The sequence below is a fragment of the Brachybacterium sp. genome (genome assembly GCF_036379615.1).
Classification (GTDB): domain Bacteria; phylum Actinomycetota; class Actinomycetes; order Actinomycetales; family Dermabacteraceae; genus Brachybacterium.
The window spans coordinates 1-16,059 of the sequence record NZ_DASVGJ010000076.1 but is presented as its reverse complement, the minus strand read 5'-3'; the positions used below and the strand labels follow the sequence as shown (position 1 = coordinate 16,059).

Here is a 16,059-nt window from a genome sequence, read left to right as displayed (position 1 = left end):
GCGCGAAGCGCCAGGAGTTCGAGCAGCAGCAGGCTCCGGCGCCGGGCGGCGTCTCGATCCCGCGCGGCAACGGCCAGACCGTGCGCCTGCGCCGCGGCGCCTCGCTGTCGGACTTCGCCGACCGCATCGACGTCAACCCCGCATCGCTGATCACGGTGATGTTCGCGATGGGCGAGATGGCCACCGCGACCCAGTCGCTGGACGAGGACACCTTCGGCCTGCTGGGCGAGGAGCTGGGCTACAAGATCGAGATCGTCTCCCCGGAGGACGAGGAGCGCGAGCTGCTGGAGCAGTTCGACATCGATCTGGACGCCGAACTCGCCGGCGAGGACGAGGAGGACCGCATGCCGCGTCCGCCCGTCGTCACCGTCATGGGACACGTCGACCACGGCAAGACCCGCCTGCTGGACACCATCCGCAAGGCGAAGGTCGGAGCCGGCGAGGCCGGCGGCATCACCCAGCACATCGGTGCCTACCAGGTGGAGGTCGAGCACGAGGAGCAGGAGCGTGCGCTGACCTTCATCGACACCCCCGGTCACGAGGCGTTCACCGCCATGCGTGCCCGTGGTGCCGATGTCACCGACATCGCGATCCTCGTGGTCGCCGCGGATGACGGCGTCATGCCCCAGACCATCGAGGCGCTCAACCACGCCCAGGCGGCGAACGTGCCGATCGTGGTCGCGGTCAACAAGGTGGACAAGCCCGAGGCCAACCCGGAGAAGATCCGGCAGCAGCTGACGGAGTACAACCTGATCGCCGAGGAGTACGGCGGCGAGACGATGTTCGTGGACGTCTCCGCGCGCGAGAACCTCAACATCGAGGCGCTGCTGGAGGCGGTGCTGCTCACCGCGGACGCCGCGCTCGAGCTCACCGCGGTCCGGGAGAAGGACGCGCGTGGCGTGTCCATCGAGGCGAACCTCGACAAGGGCCGCGGCCCGGTCGCGACGGTGCTGGTCCAGCAGGGCACTCTGCGCGTCGGCGATGCGATCGTCTGCGGCACCGGCCACGGCCGTGTGCGAGCGATGCTCGACGAGAACGGCGAGACCGTCTCCGAGGCGGGTCCGTCCCGTCCGGTGCAGGTGCTCGGCCTGACCTCGGTGCCCGGCGCCGGTGACTCCTTCCTGGTCGCCCAGGACGAGCGCACCGCCCGTCAGATCGCCGAGAAGCGCGAGGCCGCCAAGCGTGCCGCGTCGCTCTCGAAGGTCCGCAAGCGGATCAGCCTCGAGGACATCAACCAGCACATGGCCGACGGCAAGGTCGAGACCCTCAACCTCATCCTCAAGGGTGACGCGGCCGGTGCCGTGGAGGCTCTCGAGGAGTCGTTGCTCGGCATCGAGGTCGGTGAGGGCGTGGACCTGCGCATCATCGATCGTGGTGTCGGCGCGATCACGATGAACAACATCAACCTCGCCGTCGCCTCGAACGCCGTCATCATCGGCTACAACGTCCGTGCGGAGGGTCTGAACGCGGACTACGCCGAGCGCGAGGGCGTGGAGATCAAGTACTACTCGGTCATCTACAACGCCATCGACGAGGTCGAGTCCGCCCTCAAGGGCATGCTCAAGCCGGAGTACGAGGAGGTCGAGCTCGGCTCGGCGGAGATCCGCGAGATCTTCCGCTCCTCCAAGTTCGGCAACATCGCCGGTTCGATCGTGCGCAGCGGCATCATCAAGCGCGGTGCGAAGGCGCGCATCACCCGCAATGGTGTGGTGGTCGCGGAGAACATCGAGGTGGCGGGTCTGCGCCGGTTCAAGGACGATGTCACCGAGGTCCGCGACGGCTTCGAGTGCGGCATCAACCTGGGCTCGTACAACGACCTCCAGCTCGAGGACCACATCACCACCTACGAGATGCAGGAGAAGCCCCGCATCTGATCCTGGGACGGCCGGGCATCCTGCGGGATGCCCGGCCGTGACCGGCGGGGGAGGAGAGCACATGACCTCGGTGTCCCTCGTCCTGCGAGCACCCTCGGCCAATCGCGTCTACGCGCAGGCCGCGGGTGCTCTCGCGCTCTCCGAGGCGCACTGGGTGCTGGGTGCCCATCTGGGAGCCGTCCCCCGGCTCCGGCAGCGGAGCGTCGGCGGGATGGAGGCGCTCGAGGTGCACGGCGCCCCCGCTCTGACCGACGCTCCCGCTCCGACCGGCACCCCCGGCGAGGACGTCGAGCTCGGTCGACTGCTGGGTTCGCTGTCCTCCACGCTCGGTGTGCTGGACGTGATCGAGGAGCCCTCCTCCGGGCAGGAGGAGCCGCTGCTGAGGCCGCGTGCTCTGCCCGCCGTCCTGCACCACCCGGCGGATCTCGAGACGATCCTGCGCTACCCCGGCAAGACCAACGAGCAGTTCACCGCGATGCTGGTCAATCTCGCCGCCGCTCTGTCCGCGCGGCGTGCCGGACTGTTCGACGGCACGCTGTCGCTGCTCGATCCGCTCTGCGGGCGGGGCACCACGCTCAACCGTGCCCTGCGGCTGGGGCTCAGCCCCCTCGGCGCCGAGATCGACCGCAAGGACGTCGAGGCCTATCGGACGTTCCTGGGCAGCTGGCTGCGCACCCATCGCGTGCGGCACACCCTGGACAGCACCCGGCTCACCGTGCACGGAGAGCAGCTGGGGATCCGGGTGGAGGCGGAGCTCGCGCCGGACAAGCAGACCCTGCGGGCCGGAAGGGGCCAGCGACTGACGGTGCTCGGCTGTGACACCGTCCATCTCGGGAAGCTGCTGCCCGCCGCGTCCGTGGACGCCCTGGTCGCCGATCTGCCGTACGGGGTCCAGCACGGCTCCCGGGCCGGAGACCAGTGGCAGCGCTCCCCGCTCGAGGTGCTGCGCATCGCGGCCCCGGGCTGGCGGAGGCTGCTGCGCGACGGCGCCGGGCTCGCTCTCGCCGTCAACCGCCACACCCTCGATCACGCGCAGGCCAGCGCGGTCCTCGCCGACGCAGGGCTGCGGGTCCTCAGCGCCGACGGGGCCTTCCGGCACCGCGTCGACCACTCCATCGACCGCGACATCCTGCTCGCGATCCCCACCGACCACCCCCACGCCGAGCAGCTCGCTGCCCTCGCCGCTGATCAGGAGAGTTACACACCATGAACGACAACCCCCGCGCCCTCAAGCTCGCCGACCGGATCAAGGTCATCGTGGCGACCATGCTCGACACCCGGGTCAAGGACCCGCGACTCGGCTTCGTGACCATCACCGATGTGCGGGTCAGCGGAGACCTCCAGCACGCCACCCTCTTCTACACCGTCTTCGGCTCCGACGAGGAGCGGGAGGGGACCGGTGCGGCACTGGTCAGCGCCACCGGGATGCTCCGCCGCGAGGTGGGCCGTCAGACCGGCGTGCGGCTGACCCCCACCCTCGAGTTCATCGCCGATGCGGTGCCCGAGAATGCGCGCGTCATCGAGGACCTCCTCAGCGAAGCCCGCGGGCGCGACGCAGAGCTCGAGAAGGCCAAGGCGGGAGCGACCTACGCCGGCGAGGAGGACCCGTACCGCAAGCCGCGCGAGGAGGACGAGGACCTCGACGACGAGGAGGCCCGCGAGCAGGAGGACGTCCTCGACGAGACCATCTCGGACGAGAACACGTCTGCGGCAGGCGGATTCGGCCGCGAGCAGGCGTGAGCCCGGGCCCCGCGTCGCGGCGGGCGAGCGGGAGCGCCGCCCCGCACGGCATCCTGCTGGTCGACAAGGCCCCGGAGCGCACCAGCCACGATGTCGTCGCCAGGGTCCGCTGGCTGCTGGGGACCAAGAAGGTGGGCCACGCCGGCACCCTCGATCCCATGGCGACCGGGCTCCTGGTGCTCGGAATCGGCCAGGGAACGCGACTGCTCACCTATCTGGTGGGCCTGGACAAGACGTATCACGCGACGATCCGGCTGGGCCGCGCCACCACCACCGATGACCGGGAAGGGGAGGCGCTCGGCGAGGTGATCGATGCCGGTGCTCTGACCGACTCACAGGTCGAGCAGGCGCTCACGGCCCTGCGCGGCGACATCGACCAGGTGCCCTCGACCGTCAGCGCGATCAAGATCGATGGGAAGCGCGCCTACGCCCGCGCCCGCGCCGGGGAGGACGTCCAGCTCTCCGCCCGCCCGGTGAGGATCTCCCGCTTCGACGTCACCGGTCGCCGCCTCGCGGGCCCCCACGTCGATCTCGATGCGCTGGTCGACTGCTCCTCCGGCACCTACGTGCGGGCATTGGCCCGCGACCTCGGCGCCGCGCTCGAAGTGGGAGGCCACCTCACGGCGCTGCGCCGTACCGCCGTGGGTCCCTTCGACGTCGAGCAGGCGCTGCGCGTCCCCGCCCGCGGCGAGGGCGATGACGTCGAGCTGCCGCTGCACGGTCTGGGGGCGATCGCGGCTCGAGTGCTGCCCACCCTCGCTGTCGACGAGGAGCAGGTCGCCGCGCTCGGGACCGGTCGACCGATCAGGTCCACGGCCACTCCGACGCCGGCCCCCGTCCCGCCGCCGCACAAGGGTGTCACCTCCGCTGAGGAACGCCCTGTCGCAGCGCTCGACGCGGCCGGACGCCTGATCGCCGTGCTCGCGCCGCAGGGATCCTCCTGGCGGCCCGCGCTCGTGGTCCCTCCCGACGCTCGCTGCTGAGCCCTCCGGGGGCGCAGCACGAGAGAGGGGGCATCCACCGTCACGGTGGATGCCCCCTCTCTCGTGCTCCGAGGAGTGCGGTGCGGACTGCGGGTCAGTAGTGGACGACGGTCTTGGTGCCGATGCTCGCCCAGTCGTACAGCCACTTCGCGTCGGAGACCGGCATGTTGATGCAGCCGTGCGAGCCGGAGTAGCCGAAGGACGAGCGCCAGGGGGCGCCGTGGAAGCCGTACCCGTTGTGGAAGTACTGCACCCAGGGGACGTCCGGGGTGAGGTAGTACTTGGGGTGATCCTCGGGGTAGTAGGCCGCGTTGGTCATGTCCTGGCGGTCGTAGCGGAGGTAGATCTCGTAGGTGCCGGTGACGGTCTCGTTGCCGGGCTTGCCGTCGACCATCGAGCGGGGTCCCCACACGGGAGTGTCGCCCACGTACGCGGTCACCGTCTTGGCGCTGAGATCGACATCGATCCACTTCTCGCCGGTGGGATTCGCCGGGGGAGCGGACTCCTCGCCCTCCTCCTCCTCCTTCTCGCCATCCTCGTCCTTCGAGCCCTCGCCGTCCTCCTCGTCCTCGGACTTCGGTGCGTCGACCTGCTCGACCTCCGCCTCGACCTTCGCGGTCTCGAAGGCGGCCTCGAGGGGAGTGGTGCCGGTGAGCGCAGCGATCAGCTCGTCCGCGACGGCATCGGAGTTGGTGATCTTCAGGCCGTCCTTCTTCTCGGCGACGACCTTGACGACCTCGCCCTCCTCATCGATCTGCTCGATGCCGTCCTCCGCCTCGACGGCGTCCTGCTCGGCCCGGGTGGCGACCCACTCGCGCACGGCGTCCTCGTCCACCGCGATGCTCAGAGTCTTCCCGGACTCGTCGGGGGCGACGGAGATCCAGCCGTTGCGGCGCTCGGCGGAGACCTCGTGGGTCTCGCCATCCGCACCGGTGATGGCCATCGGCTGCTCGAGCAGCTCGGAGATGGAGCCCACGACCTCCTCCGCGTCCTCGGTCGTGATGGCGGGGGTGATCTCCTCGATGGGCTGCTCGACGGCGAAGTCCTCGAGCGAGGGCGCCCTGTTCGTCACCGCGTCCACGAGGGTCTGGGGATCCACGCCCTGGCCGTTGCGGCCGGGCTCGGCCTTCCAGACCTGCTCGTCCTCGTCGAAGGTCACCTTCGCATCGACCGGGGTGGTGCGGTCCTCGGGCACGAGGCTCTTGGCGTAGGCCGTGGTCGCGGCGTCGTCGACGGTCACGACCGGCGCCACCTCGTGCTCACCGGACCAGGTCGAGGCGAGCACTCCGGTGAAGGAGTCGTCGCGCTCGACGGCGGCCTGCGCGGTGGCGGCGGCGTCGACGCTCACGCCGAGGTCCTCGAGGGTCGCCTCTCGCTGCTCGTCACCGGCAGTGATGGCGACGGTCACCTTCTCGCCGCGCTCGGCGACGAGTGAGGAGATCTCCTCGGGAGTCTTCCCGGAGACATCCTGTCCGAGCAGCGTGGTGCCGGGCAGTGCGCGACCCTCGAACTGCTTGGCGTAGGCCAGCGCGCCACCCGTGAGGACGACGGCGATGACGGCCAGGACGGCGACCAGCACCAGGGCAAGTCGTCGGCGGCCGTGGCGGCCGGTAGCTCGGGGGCCGCCCGGCGCGGCCGTGTCGGTCACGTTCGTCATGGAGTCAGATCCGTTCTCGGTGGCGTTCGTGGCTGCCCCCGCGGCGATGCGCGGGACTGCACAGGGGGTCCCTCCCCGTCGCCACCTTGCCCCACAGGATAGAGGAGGGGGCATACCTCAGAACATGGAGAACCGCCAGAGCTTCGTCACAGCTTCGCATCGTGCTCGTCGGTCACCTCGGGGTCGGGCCGGAGTTCATGACCGGAGCTGCCCCGGCGTCGCCACCTTCGGTGAGCGCTACAGTGTGCACCGGCGATCTTCGCCGAGCGCCGGATCCGGCGCTGCTGACCCCGGCGCGAGAGCGCATCCGCCCCCGGAAGGACATGACCGCGTCGTGACCCGCGTCCCCATCTGGCACTCCGTCCACGAGGTGCCTGCTGAGCTGCTCGGGCCCACCGCGGTCTCGATCGGCAACTACGACGGGGTCCACCGCGGGCATCGCTTCGTGCTGGACCAGCTGCGCCACCATGCGGAGGCCCGGTCCCTGGCGCCGGTGGCCCTCACCTTCTGGCCCCATCCGCGCCATGTGATGGGCGATCCGGCCACCACGCCTCTTCTGACCGGCCATGAGGACCGTGACCGCCTGCTGCTCCTGGCCGGCATGCATGGCGTGCTCGACCTGGAGTTCACCCTCGACTTCGCGCAGTACTCGCCCGAGGACTTCGTGCGCGTCTTCCTGGTCGAGGGGCTCGGCGCACGATGCGTGGTCCTCGGAGAGGACGCGCTGTTCGGCCGAGGTAACGCAGGGGACATCCGCACCATGCGCGAGCTCGGCGAGCGGTACGGATTCGAGGTGGTCACCGTCGACGAGCTCGGCCCCGAGGGGGCCGGCACGGGAAGGATCTCCTCCTCGGGGATCCGCCGCGACCTGCTGGAGGGCGATGTGGTCGCCGCGCGCGAGGCGCTGGGTCGCCCGCACACGGTCACCGATGTGGTCCATCACGGGTTCCGCCGTGGCCGTGAGCTCGGCTTCCCGACGGCGAACCTCGGACCGTCGCCGGCCGGGCTGATCCCGGCCGACGGCGTCTACGCCGGTCACCTGACGGTCATCGAGCAGCACCCCTCGCACCTCGGCGTCGAGCCGCTCGCGGGAGCGCCCGCCACCATCTCCATCGGCACCAACCCCACCTTCGAGGCCGACGGCGCCCCGCGGCGCACGGTCGAGGCGTACGTGCACGGCGCCCATGACCTGGACCTCTACGGCGATACGGTCCGACTCGAGTTCGTGGGCTACCAACGGCCGACCCTGAAGTTCGATTCGGTGGACAGCCTGGTCGAGCAGATGGACAGGGACGTCGAGGTGACCCGCCGCACTCTCGAGACGGAGCGCTCCCGTCCCGGTGCGACCGCCTGATATCCTGCCGACGCCGTCATGACGGCCGCGGAGAGTGAGTCCGCCCCTGCTCGCGAGTGCCTTCGGGCGCGCGGCATCGGGGCTCGCTCGTCCCAGTGCCCGGACACAAGGTCCCGGAGCGCCGCGCAACGACCCAGGAGAGCCATGGCCTTCGACACCGCTACGAAGCAGCAGATCATCAAGGAGTACGGGACCACCGAGGGCGACACCGGTTCGCCCGAGGTCCAGATCGCGCTGCTCACCCATCGCATCACCTACCTGACCGAGCACCTCAAGACCCACAAGCACGATCACCACACGCGTCGTGGTCTGATGCTTCTGGTCGGTCAGCGCAAGCGCCTCCTGCAGTACCTGCAGGGCGTCGACATCGAGCGCTACCGCTCGCTGATCAAGCGTCTCGGCATCCGCCGCTGACGATCGCCGCCGCTCGCCCCTGGGGCGGGCGGCGGTTTCATGTGCCCGTCGTGCTCCGCACGGCGGGTGCACCCGTCCACCGCCCCGACCAGGTTCGGTCCTCGGCAGTGACCCGCGGAGCAGGCGTCCCGACCCCGGGACCCGGTGTCCGAGGGTGACTGACGAAGGCCGCACCGGCAGGGCACCCCTTCCTCCGAGGAGAGTCACATGGCCATGGAAGGCCCCGACATCACCGCCACCACCGCAGTCATCGACAACGGCTCCTACGGGCGCCGCGAGATCCGTTTCGAGACCGGACGCCTGGCCCAGCAGGCCGCCGGCGCCGTCGCCGTCTACCTGGACGACGACACCATGGTCTTCTCGGCGACCTCCGTGTCGAACAAGCCGAAGGACCATTTCGACTTCTTCCCGCTCACGATCGACGTCGAGGAGCGGATGTACGCCGCGGGCCGCATCCCCGGCTCCTTCTTCCGTCGCGAGGGCCGCCCCGGCACGGACGCCATCCTGGCCTGCCGCCTCACCGACCGTCCGCTGCGCCCGGCCTTCGTGAAGGGCCTGCGCAACGAGGTCCAGGTCGTCCTCACCGTCATGGCGAACGCTCCCGAGGACGCGTACGACGTGGTCGGCATCAACGGCGCCTCCGCCTCGACGCAGATCTCCGGGCTGCCCTTCAACGGCCCGATCGGCGCTGTGCGCATCGCCCTCATGCCCGACGCCCAGGGCGGCGGCCAGTGGGTCGCGTTCCCGACCTTCTCGCAGCTGGACGAGGCCGTCTTCTCGATGGTCGTCGCCGGTCGCATCGTCGAGGACGAGGCAGGACATCAGGATGTCGCGATCATGATGGTCGAGGCCGAGGCCACCGACAACGCCTGGACGCTGATCAAGGAGCAGGGCGCGATCGCCCCCACCGAGGCCGTCGTGGCCGAGGGCATCGAGGCCTCCAAGGTCTTCATCCGCAGCCTCTGCGTCGCCCAGCAGGAGCTGGCCGCCACCGCTGCCAAGCCCGTGCGCGAGTTCCCGCTGTTCCTGGACTACCAGGACGACGCCTACGCCGCCGTCGAGGCCGCCGCCACCGAGCGCCTGGCCGAGGTCATGTCCATCGCCGCCAAGACCGAGCGCGAGGAGCGCACCGAGCAGCTGCTCGGTGAGGTCACCGAGGAGCTCGCCGGCGAGGGCACGCAGCTCGAAGGACGCGAGAAGGAGGTCAGCGGGGCGTTCCGCTCGCTGACCAAGCAGGTCGTGCGCAAGAAGGTCCTCACCGACGGTGTCCGCATCGATGGCCGTGGTCTTCGCGACATCCGTGCGCTCTCCGCCGAGGTCGAGGTGCTCCCGCGCGTCCACGGCTCGGCGCTGTTCCAGCGCGGCGAGACCCAGATCCTGGGTGTCTCCACGCTGAACATGCTCAAGATGGAGCAGCAGATCGACTCCCTCGGGCCGGTCGTGCGCAAGCGCTACGTGCACCACTACAACTTCCCGCCGTACTCCACCGGTGAGACCGGGCGCGTCGGCTCCCCGAAGCGTCGCGAGATCGGCCACGGCATGCTCGCCGAGCGCGCCCTGGTGCCGGTCCTGCCCAGCCGCGAGGAGTTCCCCTACGCGATCCGCCAGGTCTCCGAGGCCCTCGGCTCCAACGGCTCCACCTCGATGGGCTCCGTCTGCGCCTCGACCCTGTCGCTGCTGAACGCCGGTGTGCCGCTGCGCGCCCCGGTGGCCGGCATCGCCATGGGCCTGATCTCGGACTCGGTCGAGGGTGAGACCCGCTATGCGGCGCTCACCGACATCCTCGGCGCCGAGGACGCCTTCGGCGACATGGACTTCAAGGTCGCCGGTACCGACGAGTTCATCACCGCTATCCAGCTCGACACCAAGCTCGACGGTCTGCCGACCTCCGTGCTCACCGGTGCGCTGGGGCAGGCTCACGAGGCCCGCCTGGCGATCCTCGGTGTGCTCGGCGAGGCGATCGACGTGCCCGACGAGATGAGCCCGCACGCTCCGCGCGTCCTCGCGGTCACCGTCCCGGTCGACAAGATCGGCGCGGTCATCGGCCCGAAGGGCGCGATGATCAACAAGATCCAGGACGACACCGGTGCGGACATCACCATCGAGGACGACGGCACCGTGTACATCGGCGCCACCGACGGGCCGTCGGCCGAGGCCGCGCGCTCCGCGGTCAACGCCATCGCCAACCCGATGGTCCCCGAGATCGGCGAGCGCTACCTCGGCACCGTCGTGCGCGTGGTCGACTTCGGCGCCTTCGTCTCGCTCACCCCGGGCAAGGACGGCCTGCTCCACGTCACCCAGCTGCGCAAGCTGAACGACGGCAAGCGGGTCGACAACGTCGAGGATGTCGCCAAGGTCGGTCAGAAGATCGAGGTCGAGATCCGTGAGATCGACTCCCGCGGGAAGATCTCCCTCGCCGTGATCGAGGACGAGGACGAATCGAACGACTCCGCCCCGGCCGAGGACTCCGCCGCGGAGTGATCCGGCAGCTCACCCGCTGAGCCTCCGCGCGAGGGCGGCACCCCACCCGGGGTGCCGCCCTCGCGTCGTCGCCGGTCCCTCCGCGTGCCGGATCGTGCGCATCGCGCGCCGGCTGTCCACATGGGACAGGCTGTTCTTGGCCGGGATGCGCGCCGTCGCGTACGGTGTCTGCGGTCAGCCAGATCACAGGGGTTCGGGCGGTGCGGGGGCAGGGATGAACGACATGCTGGGGATCGACACCGAGGAGGTCCTGCGGTACTCCGACTCCGTCCGTCGAGCGGAAGGGACGTTGCGCGCACGGCTGGGCGTGGTGGACGGGACGATCTCGGGACTCGATTCCTTCTGGCGGGGGCCGGATGCGGAAGGGTTCCGCACCGTATGGTCCACGGTGCGCGATCACGCCGCCGCGTCGCTGCTGGAGCACTTGCGAGGTGCCGCCGAGGAGCTCTCGCGGCACGTCGATGACCAGGAGCGTGCCTCCACGGCCGAGGGCGGCGGAACCGGTGCGTCGCAGCCGGGTGCCGACCCCGCCGCGAACGGAGGTCCTCCGGCATTCCTCCCGTCACTCCCGGGTGTCGCCTTCGACCCTGGTGACGGGGTCACGACGACGAACGATCCCGCGATCCAGACGGCGTGGGACGAGATGTCCGAGGACGACCGCAGAGCCGTGCTCGCGCAGATCGTCGAGGACGAGGTCGCGGCGTACGGGATGAACGCGGGCCAGGAGCTCGCGCCGGTGGACGTGGAGGTCCGCTTCTTTCCCGGAGTGATCAGCGGTGGGGCGATCTCGCTCGAGACCGGAGTGATCTACCTGAGCAGCGACCTGCTGGACAGCCCCTACGGCCTGCAGATCGCTGCCCACGAGGCCAGGCATCAGGTGCAGTACGAGATGATCCACCGCACCGCCGCCGACCCGTGGGACTGGATCACGGGCGATGACAACAGCGAGGAGTACGCCCAGGTGGAGGAGGAGTTCGGCATCACGCGCGAGGAGATCGAGCAGTGGCGGCACGAGTTCAGGCCGTGGAACTACGAGTTCCCGCCGACCGGTGATCCGAATACTCCCGAGTACCAGGAGCAGATGCAGGAGTACCTGGACCAGGGCGTCGAGGTCGATGCTCGCGAGCGGGAGGACGAGTTCGCCGACGAGTTCACCCTCGAGGACCTGCAGCAGGCACAGCGGGATGCCGATGTCCCGGTGAGCCAGGGATGAGCGGAACCAGCAGACGAGCCCTCCTGGGTGCCGGACTGCTCGTGGGAGCGGGAACGCTCAGCGCGTGCGGCGGGCCCGCGGACAGCGTGTGCCTGGAGGGGGATCAGCCGCTCGATTCCGGAGGCGGGCTGTCGATTCCCTTCGTCGGGTCGGAGACCCATCTGCGCAGCGAACCGCAGCTCGGACTCCTCGGCCTCGCCGTGTCCCCGGACGGCACGCGTGTCGCCGCCCATGAATGGTGGCACCGCAGGGCGCTGTCGGAGAGCGAGACGGCGGGGACGACGATCTGGGACACCGCGACCGGGGAGATCGTCACCCGCTTCGATGACACGATGACCGGTGCGATCGCCTGGCATCCGCAGGACGACCTGATCGCGACGGCCGGAGAGCTCGCGATCCACCTGACGCGGCCCGATGGTGAGGTGCTGTGGACCCTCGGCGGCCATGCGGAGTCGGATTCCCTGCGCTCCCGGACCATCCGGGACCTTGCCTTCAGCCCCGAGGGTGACCAGCTCGCCTCCCTGAGCACGGACGGGACGGTCCGGCTGTGGACCCTCGCCGAGGGCTCGTGCACGACCGCGCCGGTTCTGCCTTTCCGGTCCGGGACGCCGATGGCGCTCGCCTACACGCTGGACGGATCGCAGATCGCTGTCGCCGTCCAGGGGCAGGGCGCCGAGCTGTGGGATGCCCGCACCGGTGAACGTGTCGCGGCCCTGGAGAGCTGCTCGCAGGACGCGGTGGGACTCGCACCCGACGGCCAGGGACGCATCATCCTGGGCATCGGTGAGGAGGGCGGGCTCCAGCAGGCGTCCCCCGGCTCCGGATGCGCGTCGGGAATCGAGTCTGGGATCTCCGTGCCCGAGTACATCGCCGCGGGCCCGGAAGGCCGCATCGCCGTCTCCGGCGGTGAGTCCGAGCGCCTCGAGCTCTGGCACGCCGGCCTCGCGGGGCACGAGCGCATCGACCTGCCGGAGTCCGTCCCCGACATCGGTGCTCCCGGAGAGCTGGGCCGTACCGCGTGGGGCCCGGACGGCATCCTGTATGCGGTGACCCGTTGGTGGGGCGTGGTCACCTGGAACGGCCAGGAATGGGCACCGCTGGAGATGCCGTGACCGGGCGGGCGCGCGGACGCGGGCCCTCCCGATCTGCACGATCGACGTCGAGACCGAGAGGCAGGGACGATGAGCAGGAGCTTCAGTGACGTCCTCGAGGACTACCTTCGCGAGCCGTCGGCCGCTGGACGCCAGGAGGTCCAGCAGTGGATCCTGCGCCATCCTCGCCACGACCCGCATCTCGTGCTCCCGGACGCCGGTGAGCACAGCGCCGAGGATCTGGTGCGTGCTCTCTCCGAGCAGCTGCCTGCCGCGCTTCTGAGCCCGCGCGTCCACACCGAGCTCGCCCGGGCGCTGGAGCGGATCGGGGACTTCGCCGGCGCCGAGAGGCACCGCCGCATCGCGCGACTCGCGCTCGCCGGGCTGCGTGCCAGCGGGACCGGGAGCGAGCAGGACCCGATATCGGTGCTCCGGGTGCAGGACGAGTACGACCTCCTGGAGATCGCCGGGCGCTCAGCGCGCGCCCAGCAGTTCTCCCGCACTCAGGATTCGGCCTTCGACGTGGTGACCCTCGATGACGGCACCGTGGTGTGGTTCGAGCTGCTCTGGGAGCGCCGATCCTGGCGATGAGCTCTGGTGACATGCGCCGGTCACGACCCGGAGGCTCTCGCTGCAGTCCCCCCGGCGACGGGCGAGGTGAGGGAGGTCTCGCGGGGAGACGTGCCGCTCCGTGGAACAATCGATCGATGCCTCTCGACCTCTCCTATGACGATCCCGCCTCCGACGTGCTGCTCGAACCCGCCACCGGGGTGCGCCGCAGCATCCTGCCCGGGGGAGTGCGGCTGCTGACCCAGACGGACCGCAGCGTGCGCAGCGCGACCATCGGGCTGTGGCTGCCGGTCGGCTCCCGGGACGAGGCGCCGGCCCACGCCGGCTCCACCCACGTGCTCGAGCACCTGCTGTTCAAGGGCACCCGGCGCCGCAGCGCGATGGACATCGCGACCGCCTTCGACGAGGTGGGCGGTGACTCCAACGCCGTCACCGCCAAGGAGCACACCCTCTACTTCGGGCGGGTCCGCTCGGCGGACATCCCGATGGCCGTCGACGTGCTCACCGACATGATCACCGCCTCGCTGCTGGAGGACGAGGCCCTGGCCACCGAGCGCGAGGTCATCCTCGAGGAGCTCGCGATGGCGGAGGACGACCCCACCGACGTCGGCTACGAGACCTTCCTCGCCGACGCCCTCGGGCCCGACACCCCGATCGGCCGGCCCGTCGGCGGGACCGCCGAGACGGTGAACGCCCTGACCATCGAGGACGTGCGCGACCACTTCATCGAGCACTACCGGCCCGAGAACCTGGTGGTCACGGCAGTCGGCGACCTCGACCACGAGGAGCTCGCAGGACTGCTGAGCGACGGTCTGCGACGCGGCGGCTGGGAGCTCGCCGAGGGCGCCCTGCCCCGGCGACGCCCTCACGGTGCCGTACGGGCGTCCGACGCCGGGGGCCTCGTCGTCGATCCCGCCGAGGTCGCCGCGCTCGCCCCGCACCGTCTGGGCCGTTCCACCGAGCAGAACCACATCTACCTCGGCGGGCGTGGGCTGACAGCGCTGAGCGAGGACCGTCATACCCTTTCGGTGCTGATGTCGATCCTCGGCGGCGGCATGTCCTCCCGCCTGTTCCAGAACATCCGCGAGCAGCGTGGATTGGCCTACTCGGTGTACTCCTTCAGCGCCGGCTACCGCGATGCCGGGCTGTTCGGGCTGTACGCCGCCTGCCGGCCCGGCCGCACCGCGCAGGTGGTCGAGCTGCTCGCCGAGGAGCTCACCCGGATGGGGGCCCAGGGCATCGACGAGCTCGAGCTCTCGCGTGCCAAGGGGCAGATCACCGGGTCCTTCGCCCTCGGGCTGGAGGACACCGGCTCCCGGATGGGCCGACTGGGCACGCTCGAGCTCGTCCACGGCCGCTACACCAGCGTCGACGAGACCCTGGCGCGCATCGGTGCGGTCACGATCGACGATGTCCGCGCTCTCGCCACCGATCTCTCCGGGGCCTTCAGCACCCGGGTCGAGGTCGGCCCCGAGGTCTGAGAGCCCATCGCCCTCGCACGTTGTGCACCGCCCGCCCTGCCGTGCCCCCGACCCGCCCCGCACCGAGGAGAACCCCATGACCGAATCGTCGTCCCGCCCCACCCGCGTCGCCGTGCTCGGTGCCTCCGGGCGGATGGGCGCGGCCGCCTGTGCCTCCGTCGAGGGAGCAGAGGATCTCGAGCTGGTCGCACGGATCGGTCGCGGTGACCCCCTCGGTGCGGTGGCCGAGGCCGGCGCCGAGGTCGCGATCGATCTCACCATCCCGTCGGCGACCGGCGAGAACGTGCGCTGGCTGGTGGAGCACGGGATCCACGCCGTCGTCGGGACCACCGGCTGGACCGAGAAGGGCCTCGCCGAGCTCCGTGCCCAGCTCGACGGCGCCGACGGCATCGGTGTGCTGATCGCTCCGAACTTCGCGATCGGCGCAGTGCTCACCATGCGCTTCGCGGAGATCGCTGCCCGCTACTACGAGAGCGCAGAGATCATCGAGATGCACCACCCCGACAAGCTCGATGCCCCCTCGGGCACCGCGACCCATACGGCGGCGGCGATCGCACGCGGCCGCGCGGCCGGGGGCCTGGGCCCGGTGCCGGACGCCACCGAGAAGGATCCTGCCGGGGCCCGCGGCGCGGTCGTGGACGGAATCCACGTCCACGCGGTCCGTCAGCGAGGACTGGTCGCCCATGAGGTGGTCCAGTTCGGCGGAGTGGGGGAGCAGTTCACCGTGCGCCACGACTCCTTCGACCGCATCAGCTTCATGCCCGGGGTGCTGCTGGGCGTGCGCGAGGTCGCCGCCCACCCCGGCCTCACCGTGGGCCTCGACGGCTACATGGACCTCGGCTGAGCCGGGCGCGCAGACATGAAGGACAAGCTCTTCGTCGCCGCGCTGGTGCTGATCACCGCGGCCTACGCCTGGGGCCTGGGCTGGATCGCCTGGGGCTTCGTCCGCGCGGGCGGCCTGCTCGGCTACGGCCTGGCCCTCGGCATTCTGATCCTGCTGATCCTCACCATCTGGGTGACCTGGCGGGAGGTGCTGTTCGGGCTGGGCGCCGGGCGTCTCGCCCGGCGGTTCGAGCCGTCGGCTGAGGCCGACGGCCGCGACCCGCGGGCCGAGTTCGAGGCCGCCCGCACCGCTGTCCAGGAGGGTGCCGAGCACGATTGGCGCGCCTGGTTCCGCCTCGCCCTCGCCTACGACGCGCTG

General features: G+C 70.5%; 14 protein-coding genes. 13 read left to right on the top strand and 1 reads right to left on the bottom strand.

Annotated elements, in window-relative coordinates:
* From infB to truB, 4 genes are all read left to right on the top strand, one after another.
* On the top strand, positions 1-1,874 hold a 1,874-nt coding region (gene infB / locus VF289_RS18585), incomplete at its 5' end, for a translation initiation factor IF-2 (RefSeq protein WP_330885821.1).
* Between the two features lie 61 nt (positions 1,875-1,935).
* Positions 1,936-3,084, top strand: coding sequence for a hypothetical protein (locus VF289_RS18580; RefSeq protein ID WP_330885819.1), 1,149 nt, complete (start codon positions 1,936-1,938; stop codon positions 3,082-3,084).
* Positions 3,081-3,614 (top strand): 30S ribosome-binding factor RbfA, encoded by a 534-nt coding sequence (gene rbfA / locus VF289_RS18575; RefSeq protein WP_330885817.1) that lies wholly within the window; start codon positions 3,081-3,083, stop codon positions 3,612-3,614. The genes VF289_RS18580 and rbfA overlap by 4 nt, the downstream gene beginning before the upstream one ends.
* Positions 3,611-4,597 (top strand): tRNA pseudouridine(55) synthase TruB, encoded by a 987-nt coding sequence (gene truB, locus VF289_RS18570; RefSeq protein ID WP_330885815.1) that lies wholly within the window; start codon positions 3,611-3,613, stop codon positions 4,595-4,597. Before rbfA ends, truB begins: the two co-directional genes overlap by 4 nt.
* A 94-nt stretch (positions 4,598-4,691) precedes the next feature.
* Here the strand turns inward: truB and VF289_RS18565 are convergent, their stop codons facing one another.
* Positions 4,692-6,254, bottom strand: coding sequence for a L,D-transpeptidase (locus VF289_RS18565; RefSeq protein ID WP_330885813.1), 1,563 nt, complete (start codon positions 6,252-6,254; stop codon positions 4,692-4,694).
* A gap of 334 nt (positions 6,255-6,588) precedes the next feature.
* Here VF289_RS18565 and VF289_RS18560 point away from each other — a divergent pair, with 334 nt between their 5' ends.
* The 9 genes from VF289_RS18560 to VF289_RS18520 all read left to right on the top strand — a co-directional run.
* Complete coding sequence (locus VF289_RS18560; RefSeq protein WP_330885811.1) at positions 6,589-7,608, top strand: bifunctional riboflavin kinase/FAD synthetase; 1,020 nt, start codon at positions 6,589-6,591, stop codon at positions 7,606-7,608.
* A 144-nt stretch (positions 7,609-7,752) separates the two neighbouring features.
* Positions 7,753-8,022 carry a 30S ribosomal protein S15 gene (rpsO, locus tag VF289_RS18555; RefSeq protein ID WP_330885809.1) on the top strand — a complete coding sequence of 90 codons (270 nt, stop codon included), beginning with the start codon at positions 7,753-7,755 and terminating at the stop codon, positions 8,020-8,022.
* Between the two features lie 213 nt (positions 8,023-8,235).
* On the top strand, positions 8,236-10,503 hold the full coding sequence (locus VF289_RS18550; protein ID WP_330885823.1) for a polyribonucleotide nucleotidyltransferase: 2,268 nt from the start codon (positions 8,236-8,238) through the stop codon (positions 10,501-10,503).
* Between the two features lie 214 nt (positions 10,504-10,717).
* A complete protein-coding gene (locus tag VF289_RS18545; protein WP_330885807.1) occupies positions 10,718-11,716 on the top strand; it encodes a hypothetical protein in 999 nt (332 codons plus the stop codon).
* Positions 11,713-12,828, top strand: coding sequence for a WD40 repeat domain-containing protein (locus tag VF289_RS18540; RefSeq protein ID WP_330885805.1), 1,116 nt, complete (start codon positions 11,713-11,715; stop codon positions 12,826-12,828). Before VF289_RS18545 ends, VF289_RS18540 begins: the two co-directional genes overlap by 4 nt.
* Positions 12,829-12,897: 69 nt before the next feature.
* On the top strand, positions 12,898-13,398 hold the full coding sequence (locus VF289_RS18535) for a hypothetical protein (protein WP_330885803.1): 501 nt from the start codon (positions 12,898-12,900) through the stop codon (positions 13,396-13,398).
* Positions 13,399-13,514: 116 nt separating this feature from the next.
* Positions 13,515-14,858: a pitrilysin family protein gene (locus VF289_RS18530; RefSeq protein WP_330885801.1), complete on the top strand. Its 1,344-nt coding sequence runs from the start codon at positions 13,515-13,517 to the stop codon at positions 14,856-14,858.
* 76 nt (positions 14,859-14,934) lie between these two features.
* Positions 14,935-15,702, top strand: a complete 768-nt coding sequence (gene dapB / locus VF289_RS18525) for a 4-hydroxy-tetrahydrodipicolinate reductase (protein WP_330885799.1) — start codon at positions 14,935-14,937, stop codon at positions 15,700-15,702.
* Between the two features lie 15 nt (positions 15,703-15,717).
* On the top strand, positions 15,718-16,059 hold a 342-nt coding region (locus VF289_RS18520), incomplete at its 3' end, for a hypothetical protein (RefSeq protein ID WP_330885797.1).